Here is a 12,357-nt window from a genome sequence, read left to right on the forward strand (position 1 = left end):
AACTAGTGTCCACCACCTTTTTTGCGTTTTTTAAGAGTCTGCAAATACGCCATTAAATCCCGAATTTGCGTTTTATTTAATAAATATCCCATTGGCGGCATGCCTGAAACGGGCCTTTGTATGTCATTAATATTGGCTTTTAAATAGCTGTGCGCTTGTCCTTTTTTATCGGCCAATACTATTTGCTGCTCACTCTCGCTAATAAATAAACCATTAACGCTACGTCCATCATTTAATTGCAAAGTAAAGTTGCCAAATCCTGGCGCTATATCAGCACTTGGTTCAATCAAAGCCCGCAATAAATAACCATCATCGTGGCGACTGGCGATTCCGCCAAGATTAGGACCAACATCAGAACTTCCACGACGATTTATTTTGTGACAACGCATACATTGCGCCGCACCCCCACCAAAAAATAACTCTTCCCCCAGTTTGGCATCTCCGCCCTTTAAACTAGCCTGGTATTGGGATTGCAAATCTAACGATGCCAAATGCTCTTGATAGTTTTTAAACGCTTGTTGCACTAAATTTGACTGGCTTTTTTCGGCTGCTATTTCAACTTCTAACATGATCTCGCTAGGCAATTGTCCACTTTGCAAAGCTTGAAGCAGCATGTTCAGTGCTTGATCGACTGCGTTATTAGCTTGAGTTGGTAAATTCGATAAAATCGCTTTTTTCTGTAACACAGAGCCGAATTTCAGTTGCTCAGCCGCTAATTTAAGAGCCTGTTTAGGATCTTGCTGTAAGACCACAGTAAAAGCTTTTGCAACCATTGCCAGGTTGTTTTCACTAATCAAAGTTTGTGCTATCGCTAATGTTTGTGGATAAGCATTATCATTTAATGTATCTAATGCTTGCATTCGGATCGCATTAGTCGCTGCGGTATTTTTAACAATATTTACCAATAATTCATGATCCATCTGGTACTCATTCGCTTGAGCAATTCGCATTGCTTGCACCAAAGCACGACCACTCACAGTGTTTAACACCGACGTTAAATTTTGTTTGATAAGGTCACTGATGTCGGCCCGCTCAGCACTTGCTAAGCTCGGCTCTCCAGTCACTGTGTCTATTGGATTAAGTTGATGCCAACCTTCGATGGCAGCCAATGCTTCAGCCGCTAACTCGTCCGCTAACTGTGGGCTGGCAGCGTAATGCAATAAACGCTTCGCGGCAGCTTGAGTGCCTATGTTATAGTTAGCATTAATTAAACGCCTATGGATAAAGCGCTCTGCTTTATTACCGGCAGGCAAATTGGCATCAAGCAGCTTTGCCACTTGTGGGTATAAGGCTTCAAGTGCTAAATCATCTACCGCGAATATGGCTTCATTGCGGATATTTGCATGAGTATCTGTTAAAAACTGAGCTATTTTTGGATCTTTCAGCTTACGCAGCGCCAACAAAACCGCAAGCCTAACAGATTTATTTTTATCATCTGCATAGTTAAGCCAAGCACTTTGCTCTATGTTGGCTAATGCCATTACAAGAGCATGTCGTAACCATAAATCGGCATCACCCACTGCTCTAATTTTACTGATAATCGCGGGCACAGCTGCTGGCATTTTTAGTTTAGCCAAACCATATGCTGCATACATAGCCGCCTGTGCAGAATCGTCGTTCAGCACATTAATAAAATCTTGATAGGCATATTTTGCTGCAACTTCAGAGAGTACCCGTATCGCCTGAACTCTAATTTGCGGATCAACAGAGAGAATCAAATCTTGTATAAAACGAATGTCCGCTGCTTTTAAATCCCGCTGTAACACCAACTGACCTAAACCCCAAAGACTGTGGATACGAGCAAATTGATTGGCGTTTTTATCTAAAGCTAACTGTTTAAAATGCTGACTCGCTGCAGCACCCCGTCGTGCCATTTCAAATTGCGCGCGCTGGCGAATGGTGCGCTGGTCTTCAGCTAACAATAAACTAAGTTCAGCAAAGTCTTTTTGTTTAAAATCAGAGGCTAAAATCTCTGCATATTTTTTATTGGTTTGCAGATATTCGGCTGTTGGTGAAGCGGGTGAAACAGCCATAAACGACCCTTCATTCTGTTGCTCCCAACTACCATAGTTAAACTCTGACATATACAAGCGGCCATCTGGACCAAACTCTAAATCAGGCACATTAATACCGCCCGAAAAACGCTTAACCTCAGGGACTTTAAACGAAGCCCCGTCTGGTTCTAATTTAAAAGTAGAAACAAATGAGTTAGCTGGCGAGCCAACCATAAATGAAAGGAAAAAGTGATCTCGATAGGCTTCTCCTAAATAGGCCGATGGGTTAAAAGTTAAACCCGATGGACCAACAAATAACTGCTGAATGCCTGGTAACATAAACTCAGGCTGCAAATCATTTTCTGGTAGTGACATATCATGACTCAACCATGCAGTCGGCACTGACGCGTTGCCCGTATATTGGTATGAACGCAGCGCTAACCTTTTGGTAAAGCTCATAATATTTTGATGGCCACGTCTCCAACCAGAATCACCGCCTTCAATCAGGTAATTGATACGCTCAAAATCTCCATGATCCCCATCATTATCCGCGGTAATTAAGTTGCCATATGCATCAAATGCAAGTTCCTGCGGATTACGCAAACCTGTATAAAAAACGTCTAAATCTGAACCGTCCGGTTGCATTCTAAAAACCGCACCAACATTTGGGCCGTAAAGATGTTTACCCTCTTTTGTCGTCAAATTAAAACCACGGTCGCCAATGCTCCAATATAGTCGTCCCATGGGCCCCCAAGTCAAACCATGCATATCATGACCCATAAAGTTAACACTCAAGCCAAACCCAGTATGCAAAGCCACACGATCATCAGCAACACCATCCTGGTTTTTATCCGTTAACCGCCATAAGTTGGGAATGTTAGTAAAATAGACTTCCCCGTTCCTTTCTATCAAACCTGCAGCTAAGCCATCTAGAGGATCGTTAAATCCATCTGCATAAACTTGAGACCAATCAGCTTTACCATCATTATTGTTATCGCCAATTATCCGAATCTGATCTGAGGCACTGCTATATACCGAAAAATCTTTAAAATCAGGGTGGTTTTTATACATAGCTAGCCTATCAGCTAAAGTTTGAATATGTATATCATCCAACGTCATTGCTTTAGAAAACTGACGAACATCATCTACGCCTTTATAAATGCGGCTAATTTCACCAACCAGGATCCGCCCTTGGCTATCAAAAGTAAAATATGCGGGGTTTTGGGTAAGCGACTGATCAGCCCAAAGCTCTATTTTAAAGTCATCGGCCAAAGAGACATTTTTAAGGCGTTTTTCCGCCGCTATCTGATATTGGTTTTGAGCACTGCTCGGTGCAGTCAGCAACGCCATACATAAAGTCAAAGTAATCCCTGACAGTGATTTTTTCATTTGCAATTTGTTTCTCGGTCTTTATGGGTTTAGCTAATGCTATGTATAAAAGATGAAAACCTATAGTATTAATTCAGTTAAAAATAGAACAAATTCGGCGTTATTTATATTTTATTGGCGAATTTATATGATTCTAACTTGCAGGCTTTACCAAAACGGAATTAATATACTGCTAACAATATTGCTACAATGGAATACTTATGCAACTAAAATCAAGCTTTTGTGCTCTACTCTGTCTAACTTTATCGGCTTGCTCTGAAGCGCAAAAAACAGATACAGATTGGATACCTATTTTTGACGGCAAATCACTCGATGGCTGGACGGCTAAATTTGCAGGCCACCCTCTCGGCGAAAATTATAAAGATACTTTCAGAGTTGTTGATGGCTTATTAACGGTAGATTATTCAAATTGGGACGGATTTGATGACGACTTTGGTCATCTGTTTTACAAAACCCCCTATTCTCACTACGTTATCCGTGCGACTTATCGTTTTATTGGCGAGCAAGTCACTAATAAAAAAAAGTATAGCTGGGCGTTTCGCAATAATGGTTTAATGCTGCATTCGCAACCCCCCGAAACTATGTCTATAGAACAAAAGTTTCCGACCAGCATCGAAGTTCAACTGCTTGGTGGGGATGGGCAAAACCCCCGTAGCACAGCCAATTTATGCACACCGGGTTCAGATATTCATATTAAAGATAAACGAGTGACTACTCATTGTTTAGAATCTGACTCTAAAACTTTCCATGGTGATCAATGGGTCACGGTTGAAGTAGAAGTCCATGGTGGTGAAAAGCTCATTCACAAAGTTAATGGTGAAGTGGTTATGAGTTACCAAAAGCCTGTATTAGAAAAAGCTGTTGAAGACAAATACAAAAAAATATATCAGGGTACTTCGATGGCCAGCGGGTATATTAGTATTCAAGCCGAAACCCACCCAACACAATTTAAATCGATCGAGGTTAAACCTTTATAATTTTTAACTGCCGCTGACTAAACGAATGCCATTGGTGTATAACAGTGAGCAGCCAGAAATAGTCAGTAGGATAATGGCCAAACCACGCACCATGCGCATTGAAACCAGCTTAGCCAGTTTATTGCCTAAGCTGGTCATAATAAGTACAACGGGTAGAGCAATCGCTAAGGTTGCCAACGTTTTATGATCTGGCCAAGTACCAAACCCCACCATGCCGATCCTAAGCAACGCAGTAATGCCAAATACGGCCAGCAGAGTACTGCGCAAAGTGACTAACGTCCAAGGTTGTCTATAACATAAATAAACGAGCGGCGGCCCAGATATTGCAAATAAACCACCAAGAATACCGCCTAACCCACCAGCAATAGCAAAATGGCTTTGTTTGCTTTGATATTCATGTTGGTGATTTTTCAACAACATACTCAAACAGCAAGCTAAAATAGATAAACCCAAAACTACTTTTAGCCAGACTTCAAACTCTATAGATAAAAATTCTAATAAATAAAAACCCAATGCCATAGCCGGAGTCATCGATAGTAACAAGGTCAGCATAACTTGTTTGTTGACCTGATGGATTGCTTTAAACAAAGCACCCGCACAATTGATAAAACCTAAAACACTGACTAAAAAGGCGGTCGAGGTGAGCGGCAATAAGTCAAATAGTGTAAAACCACCAACTACAATCAGGCCAAAACCAAAACCGCTTAAAGTTTGAGATAACGCGCCTAAACTCAAAAAGATAAGGGTGAGGGTAATATGTTCTACTGCTAAAAATGACACCCTTAGGCTCCACTAAAACGATTGATTAAGTCTATTTGACGAGGCGCGCGATTTTATATTAGCAACTCAGTAATGAAAAGCCAAAAAGGCTCAAATTGAGCCATTTTTATACTTATTTTTACTCTGTTACACTATTGACCATTCGCATTAAACTTCTTTTTTAGAGCCTGTAAATATTTTTCAACAGCCGCTTCAATTCGCAGGCTATCTAGCTCATTTTGTTGCTGCTGGCTTTGCGTTTTAAACCTTGCATTGACAGTGACATTGTACAAATGGCCAGTGTCTGTTTTTCGATACTCAGCATCTGTGACTTTAATACGCGCAAACTTCTCAGGTTCAGTTAATTTTACCGAACTGTCTGGGCTAAAATGCTCAGAAAACTCAGTTCCGGCTAACCGTTGGGCGGTACGTTGCAAACTAATTTGATTGACCGCTGCATTCGTTGCTTTAGTCAAACAGGCTTGCTGGTTATCGTCTTGACAAGGATAGTCGATGCTTTGAGACATACTAGGCGCTAACACTAAATGGCGGGTACTTAGGTGCTCAACTATTTTATCTTGTATGGTACTGGTTTCGTGCTGGTAATACGCAGCTTCTTTTTTTAACTCAGATTCATACGAAGCAAAATTTTCATTTAAGCTACTACACTCTTGGCGTCTTTTATCTAAATCTTTTTGTTTACTTTCAAGTGCCATTTTTTCGCGCTCTGCAATTTGCATCTCGGCAGATGAGTTGGCGCTATTAAAAATACTTTGTTGGCGATCGAGTTGCTGTTGTAATTGTTGCTGTTTTTGCTCAAAACTGACTTCTTTTTGCTGACACTGCAAAAAGCTATCCCGTAAATGTTCCGTTTGACGTTCGGTGATCATTAACGACACATAACTCTTTTTTAGTTTTTCGAGCAATTTAGTATAAATTTGGTCATTAGAAGCTGCTTGAGCAGTCACTGTTTGCCCCCCCGCTAAGGCGGCTAATAAACAGCTCGCTATCGTTAATTTTTTCATTTTATTCCCTGCTTATATTTTTTAAGGCTTGCCTAAACAACGCCTGATCGAGTTGCTGAATAATTGTCTGTTGATTGTCGGGCAGTGATAAATGCGCCATTAATAATTGCTGAAGTTGACTATCTGTATTATTAGAAACAGTCATCAACGAAGGTTGGTTTTGCCAACCCCAAAGTTGATTCCCCTTGTCATCCAGCAATTGTAGTTCCACCAAAGCTTGGTAGCCGCGACTGACCGAAATCATTTTGCTATTCGCTGTTAGCTGCAAACGCCCCATTTGCCGCTGCTCTGTAATTGTTATGCCCTGTTTTGTTAATAATTGACGCAACGCCTGTTGCAAACTGAGCGGGCTGGCTTGCAATACCAGCTGGCTCTCAGCCACGGTATTAATCATAGCTAAAAACCTTTGTTTTAGCTCATTACTACCAATTGAGACCAATAGGTGACTGTATACGTTTTTTTCATCTTGATAGTTCAACAAGCTTTGTTGGCTTATTAATAAAGCCGAAAGATCTTGTTCGGCCAAAGCTTGTGTCGCTAAGGCGTTAAACTCAGCTTGCTGGTATTGTTTTAAAAAACTCAAAATCTCAGGCGATTTTTGCTCAATTAGATTGAGACTTTTACGCAGCCCATTAATAACAGCATCTTGCTGTGCTGCATACGCTGCAGCCGGATTTTCTATCCGTGCCTGACCTTGTGCATATACAAATAATACTTCGGGCAACTGCCATACCCCGTTCTCCGTTTCAGTCTGTACCATATTAGCTGGACTTAATACCAGTTGTGCCATTAAACAAGTGTCAGAACCTTGAAAAAAAGTTTTTTGATTGCTTAAAGCAAGTTGATTATTGACCAGCGCATCACGCACAGCTTCAGGTTTAATCGCCGCGATCAGATCCTTCGTTTTAGCTGTCTGCTCGGCCACTTTTAGCAGGTTATCTCGGGTTAAAAATTGCATAAAATTCAGCACTATCTGCCGCTCTAATTCGTCAGCAACGGTGCGCCCGCGACCATATTCGCAAACCTGATCGTTCAATATCAAAGCGTCATCTGTCACAGTCACTGCAACGTCTGCTAAGCTTGTTAGGGTCACCGCGAATAACACCGCGGCCGATAATATCTGCTTAATCATTTATAACCTGTTTGTTAGGTAATCTTCGGGCGCTCCGACACTGACTACATAAAGTTTTTCATTGTCTGCTGGTTGATAAATAGTATCTTTTGCTTGCTGTAGCACTTGCTTCGCAACTTTTGAATCTTTCCATTTAACAATACGGCCTAGCGAGGAGTTTTTAGCTGGCGTCACTTCAGCAACCCCAATAGGCTGCACAAAACCAGCCTGGTAGCGAAACACTATCATAGTTTCTTTTGGTAAAATGCCTGCATTTTGTCCTCTGTCGATTGATATTTGATTGCCATTAACGGCTAATACTTGCCCGGAAGCTGGTAGCTCGGTTAACAAGCGCGTTAACAAGACTCTAAAACCTCTGCTGATCATATCTGATACAACCGATAAGACGTTTTTTTGATCGCTATAATTAAAACCCGAATAGTAGCGCCCAGATACTTCGGTAAAAACTAATTCATCCGGCTCACGAACTTGATTAGACTCAACTCGGATCACACCTATATTAGGAGACGGCATTTTTTCACCCGTGTAGGGATCTAAAACAGATGCTGTTAGCTCAACCCGATAGCGAGCAACGCCGTTATATTCTGCGTAAAACCGATCGGCTGCTTTTAAGGTATCTATTTTTAAGAGATAGTCCGGTAAAATGGCTTTTTGCTGGGCTCTTTTTAATGCTGCCGCGGCGGGATCCTGGCTAAGTTGCATTTCTAGCTCTTTTTGCAAGCTTGCTTGATCTTGGGTAATGATTCGAAAACGATTAATGCCAGCCACTAGGTTTTCAAACATATTGGTCAGTTGCTGATTATTAATTTGATTTAACGCACTGGTTTGCTGATCTTTATCAACCACCAGGTTTTCATCAAAATACACTCGGATGCTGGGTTTTTTAAGCGGGCAGCGAGGATCTTCGTTGTTACGCTCAAAAGTACAATATTTAAGACTTTGAGTGGCAAAATAAGCAGGAACCTCAATGTCTTTATCATCAAATTGCCAAGGTGACTTCGCATATTGCAAACGGCTAGAAGCCACTTGGTTATCTGTTTTATTTGTCTGCTCGCTGGGATATTCAATTTTAGCTTTAGAAGCACAGCCAGCTAATACCAAAGCGGCAAACGTTAACTTTAAAAATCTGTTCACTTTATCCTCGCATCTTGTTGCTGCTGGATCTGCTGAGTGACCTCAATCAGGGCTTTGTCATCTGCTATCAATTGGTTTGCATTTTCAGCCACAGTGAGGCGGTTAAGCATCAACTGACTTGCTTTTTGCAGCTTTCCCAAATTCAGCAACATTTGGGTGCCTTCGTTTGCCCAAAATACACTTGCATCACGGCTGATGGCAGCGGCAACTTCGGTCACTTGCAGGCCAATTAACGCGGTTAATTTAGCATTTGAGCTAAAAATTTTTTGATTCGCTTTTTCATAAGCAGCTAGTTTAGGACCAATTTTTTCTGCTTTGGTGCGGGCGCCTTGATCAAACTGCTTTACTGCTTGTGCAATTTCTTCTTTTGATTTGCCCTCGTTTGCTTTCAAAAACGACTGTACATCTCTGTGATAACGCGCAATCTCTGAATAACGGGATACCAGTTGATATTGCTCCCGCGCATATAAACTAGTGCTTTGCTGAATTTTATTAAAGGTACTTGAAATATCGAATATCGCAGTGCCCATGGCTTCAATGTCTTTTTCTAATACTTGCTCACGCTCGTCTCGTGACAACTCGCTAAAATCTTCGGGGGCCGTAACCTGATGCTCGTTCGCGAGGATCATATTTTCTTCTAGCGGTGAAAAGTAACGAATACCCGCCATCAATACAAAGCTATCTGCGACTGATTGGTTCGCCGATTTTTTATTATTTGGCGGATGTTTCATGTTATCTGCAGCTTGCTGTAATGCTGCTCTAAATTGAGCAACATCTGTGCTTTTACAGGCCGCTAGGATTGCAATTAAACAGAATAATAAAACGGCTCTCACTATAGCCCTCGCTCGACCAATTGAGTCAAAATTTGCGATTTAGCTTGCTCACCACGACCAATTAGTTCAATGACCTGGCTAAATGGCTGCATTTGTCCTTGCGGGTTAAGCCAATGCAATTGAAAGCTCACTTTAGTGGCATCTTGCTGGTTAACTTGGCCTTTTAATAATGCACCTGTGATAAATATTCGCACCGGCGCTTGACCCGCGGTAAAACCAACCCCTTGGCGATAGTTTTTTAAAGCCGGATTTAAAAAATTTAGCTTAGGGGGCAATACAAATTCATAGTCGTAGCTTGCCGCTGCCTGCTGGGCCCGCTGCAAAGCATTTTTATGCTCAGTGAGTAGTTGATTAGGATAATTAAACGCGTTTAACAACGCTGCGTCGGCATAAATTTGCGCCGCGATTGCGGCCAGTTCAAATTGTGTCAGTGCTAATCGTGCGGTTTGCTTTTGTGAGAGACTACTCTGCTGTAATTGAACGATAGTATTCAGCCGTTGCTCACTTTGTTGCAACAACGAAGCAAAAAATGAGCGCCGTTCAACGGCTAATACAACGTATACTTGTTCGTCTAATTGTTGTTTTTTTATTTGTTGATAATTATTAAATGTAAATCGCCTTGCGATTTGTTCGCTCTGTTCTAAATAACCTTGCTGCTGATTAGTTTTTTGTCCCTGCCCTGTTTGCGCTAACAAGGTGTATACTTTGGCACTAACCTGCGAGCTTAAGCGTAAGCTCAATTTTGCCAAAGCATCTTTAGTTGCCAGCGTTTCTGTTGTACCTGCACCATAGGTTACAAAATGGCTATCGCTATCCGCTACCGGTTGGGCCACAAAATCCGGCACTTTTGCCGACTGGGCACAGGCCAAAATACTGCACAAACTAATCAAAACAAGACAAATTAAACGCACAACTCACTCCATGATACTTTGTTTGTGAGACACCAAAAGCTTTAACGCTAACCTTAAAGTTTACTTAAATAGATAACAAGCCTATCTGTCGTCATTTTTTAACTTTACTTTTAAAGTATAATTGCACATGCTTTGCGTATCTATAGCAAGATAACAAGTTATCATGCCAACCCAGTTACAATACATAAGGAAGTTATATGAAAGTTTATAAACTCTTGGCTGCCGGCAGTGTGGCGCTATTAGTAAGTGCCTGTTCAAATACCCCACAAAGTTCTCCAGTTGCAGATCAAATCCCAGATTGGGTGTTAAACCCAACGTCGGATAGTGGTTTAGCGGCAACCGACTGCGTGCGTTATTCAGGTAATTTGTCCGTTGACTCAAAAATGGTTGCTGCCAGCACTCGTGTGGAATTGGCTCAGCAAATTTCAACCAAAATTGAAGCTATGGACAAAACTTACGCTGCGCGTACCGATGCCAATGACGAATCTTCCATTAGCAATGTTTTTAGCCAAGTAAGCAAACAAATTACCCAGCAAACCTTGAATGGGGCTCGGGTTGTAAAAACAGACATCATTCAAATTGGCGGTGTTGATCAGGTGTGTTCAAAGATGGAACTCAGCCCAGCACAAACCCAAGCTATGTTAGACAAATTGGTGTCTACCGCTAACGTAGATATTAATCCACAAGATCAAAAGTTTTTATATCAAGAATTTAAAGCTTATAAAGCACAACAAGATCTTGCTAAAGAGATCGAGCGGTTAAGCAATTAAAAAAATAACAGGGAGCATTATGTCTTTATCGACAACCAGTGTGATTTTAGCTGCGGGTAAAGGCACCCGCATGAAATCTAATAAACCCAAAGTGTTACATACCATTGGCGCAAAAAGCATGGTAAAACACGTGATTGACGCAGCCGCATCTTTGCCTGCGAGTGAGAAAATTATCGCCATTTATGGCCATGGTGGCGAACAATTAAAATCGGCACTGGCCGACGAGTCACTGATTTGGGTAGAGCAAGCTGAACAACTTGGCACGGGTCACGCAGTGCAGCAAGTGGTTCCTCATTTAAGCGATGATGAACAAGTATTAATTTTGTACGGTGATGTGCCATTGATCAGCCGTACAACATTAGAAAACCTATTATCGGCCGCACCGACCCAAGGCATAGGTTTGTTAACCGTTAATTTAGCAAACCCGACAGGCTATGGCCGTATCATTCGCGATAGTGAAAACAATGTGGCTGCCATCGTTGAAGAAAAAGACGCCGACGATCAGCAAAAGCAAATTAATGAAGTCAATACCGGCATCTTAACAGCACCCAGTAAACTACTCAAAGCTTGGTTAGCTGAGTTAAATAACGACAACGCGCAAGGCGAATATTATTTAACTGACATTATAAAAATGTGTGCTGAGCAAGGCTACCCTGTGGCAACCGCCCAACCAACTAGTAGTTACGAAGTTGAAGGTGTGAATAATAGACTACAACAAGCAACCCTGGAACGTATTTATCAGCGCAATCAAGCTGAAGCTTTGATGGTTGAGGGGGTTAGTCTAGCCGATCCGGATCGAGTTGATATTCGAGGCCAAGTTACTGCCGGCAAAGATGTGCGTATTGATGTAAATGTTATTTTTGAAGGTCAGGTAGAACTTGGTGACAATGTGCAAATTGATGCCAACTGTATCTTAAAAGACTGTAAAATTGGCGATAATACTCACATTAAAGCCAATAGTATGATTGAGTCATCTACAATTGCTGACGGCTGTTTTATTGGTCCTTTTGCGCGCATTAGACCAAACTCAGAATTTGCATCCGGTGTTCATATTGGCAACTTTGTTGAGACTAAAAATACACAAATCGCGGCAGGTTCAAAAGCCAACCATTTGACTTACCTAGGCGATAGCCAAATAGGCTCAGGCGTCAATATAGGTGCAGGTACTATTACCTGTAATTATGATGGTGCCAACAAATCTAAAACCATTATTGAAGACAAAGTATTTGTAGGTTCCAATTCGGCTTTGGTTGCCCCAGTGACACTCGCTGAAGGCACAACAGTGGGTGCAGGTTCTACTATTACCAAAGATACTCAAACAGATGACTTGGTGATTGCACGACCTAAACAACGCCACATAACCGGCTGGCAACGGCCGCAGAAAAAAGCGAAATAACCGCAACAAAAATAAAGGCCACTCATTAGCGGCCTTT

General features: G+C 41.7%; 10 protein-coding genes. 3 read left to right on the top strand and 7 right to left on the bottom strand.

The genetic code is table 11. The features are described from left to right. Positions 1-2 precede the first annotated feature (2 nt). Complete coding sequence (locus C727_RS0101975; RefSeq protein ID WP_081579160.1) at positions 3-3,383, bottom strand: DUF7133 domain-containing protein; 3,381 nt, start codon at positions 3,381-3,383, stop codon at positions 3-5. Between the two features lie 200 nt (positions 3,384-3,583). On the opposite strand from C727_RS0101975, the gene C727_RS0101980 reads away from it, so the two are divergent. Beyond that, positions 3,584-4,360 (top strand): 3-keto-disaccharide hydrolase, encoded by a 777-nt coding sequence (locus C727_RS0101980; protein ID WP_017443946.1) that lies wholly within the window; start codon positions 3,584-3,586, stop codon positions 4,358-4,360. 3 nt (positions 4,361-4,363) lie between these two features. On the opposite strand, the gene C727_RS0101985 is transcribed toward C727_RS0101980, so the two are convergent. From C727_RS0101985 to C727_RS0102010, 6 genes are all read right to left on the bottom strand, one after another. After that, positions 4,364-5,140 carry a sulfite exporter TauE/SafE family protein gene (locus C727_RS0101985; RefSeq protein ID WP_017443947.1) on the bottom strand — a complete coding sequence of 259 codons (777 nt, stop codon included), beginning with the start codon at positions 5,138-5,140 and terminating at the stop codon, positions 4,364-4,366. A 131-nt stretch (positions 5,141-5,271) separates the two neighbouring features. Then, the gene (locus C727_RS19675) at positions 5,272-6,144 is read right to left on the bottom strand and encodes a hypothetical protein (protein ID WP_017443948.1); all 873 of its coding nucleotides are present in this window, start codon (positions 6,142-6,144) and stop codon (positions 5,272-5,274) included. 1 nt (position 6,145) lies between these two features. After that, complete coding sequence (locus C727_RS0101995) at positions 6,146-7,276, bottom strand: hypothetical protein (protein WP_017443949.1); 1,131 nt, start codon at positions 7,274-7,276, stop codon at positions 6,146-6,148. Then, entirely contained in the window at positions 7,277-8,410 is a 1,134-nt protein-coding gene (locus tag C727_RS0102000) for a hypothetical protein (RefSeq protein WP_017443950.1), read from the bottom strand. It abuts the gene before it with no gap. Beyond that, on the bottom strand, positions 8,407-9,243 hold the full coding sequence (locus C727_RS0102005) for a hypothetical protein (protein ID WP_017443951.1): 837 nt from the start codon (positions 9,241-9,243) through the stop codon (positions 8,407-8,409). The genes C727_RS0102000 and C727_RS0102005 overlap by 4 nt, the downstream gene beginning before the upstream one ends. Further along, on the bottom strand, positions 9,243-10,154 hold the full coding sequence (locus tag C727_RS0102010; protein WP_017443952.1) for a hypothetical protein: 912 nt from the start codon (positions 10,152-10,154) through the stop codon (positions 9,243-9,245). Before C727_RS0102010 ends, C727_RS0102005 begins: the two co-directional genes overlap by 1 nt. A 197-nt stretch (positions 10,155-10,351) precedes the next feature. On the opposite strand from C727_RS0102010, the gene C727_RS0102015 reads away from it, so the two are divergent. Both C727_RS0102015 and glmU read left to right on the top strand, forming a co-directional pair. Next, entirely contained in the window at positions 10,352-10,924 is a 573-nt protein-coding gene (locus C727_RS0102015; protein WP_017443953.1) for a hypothetical protein, read from the top strand. A 19-nt stretch (positions 10,925-10,943) separates the two neighbouring features. Beyond that, a complete protein-coding gene (gene glmU / locus C727_RS0102020) occupies positions 10,944-12,320 on the top strand; it encodes a bifunctional UDP-N-acetylglucosamine diphosphorylase/glucosamine-1-phosphate N-acetyltransferase GlmU (RefSeq protein ID WP_017443954.1) in 1,377 nt (458 codons plus the stop codon). Positions 12,321-12,357 lie beyond the last annotated feature (37 nt).

Source organism: Gayadomonas joobiniege G7 (assembly GCF_000300815.1).
In the GTDB taxonomy this organism is placed as follows: domain Bacteria; phylum Pseudomonadota; class Gammaproteobacteria; order Enterobacterales; family Alteromonadaceae; genus Catenovulum; species Catenovulum joobiniege.

What these genes read in the sequence shown, in the direction of transcription:
- C727_RS0101975 (WP_081579160.1), bottom strand. Translation starts at nt 3,383, where the DNA reads ATGAAAAAATCACTGTCAGGGATTACTTTGACTTTATGTATGGCGTTG.
- C727_RS0101980 (WP_017443946.1), top strand. Translation starts at nt 3,584, where the DNA reads ATGCAACTAAAATCAAGCTTTTGTGCTCTACTCTGTCTAACTTTATCG.
- C727_RS19675 (WP_017443948.1), bottom strand. Translation starts at nt 6,144, where the DNA reads ATGAAAAAATTAACGATAGCGAGCTGTTTATTAGCCGCCTTAGCGGGG.
- C727_RS0101995 (WP_017443949.1), bottom strand. Translation starts at nt 7,276, where the DNA reads ATGATTAAGCAGATATTATCGGCCGCGGTGTTATTCGCGGTGACCCTA.
- C727_RS0102015 (WP_017443953.1), top strand. Translation starts at nt 10,352, where the DNA reads ATGAAAGTTTATAAACTCTTGGCTGCCGGCAGTGTGGCGCTATTAGTA.
- glmU (WP_017443954.1), top strand. Translation starts at nt 10,944, where the DNA reads ATGTCTTTATCGACAACCAGTGTGATTTTAGCTGCGGGTAAAGGCACC.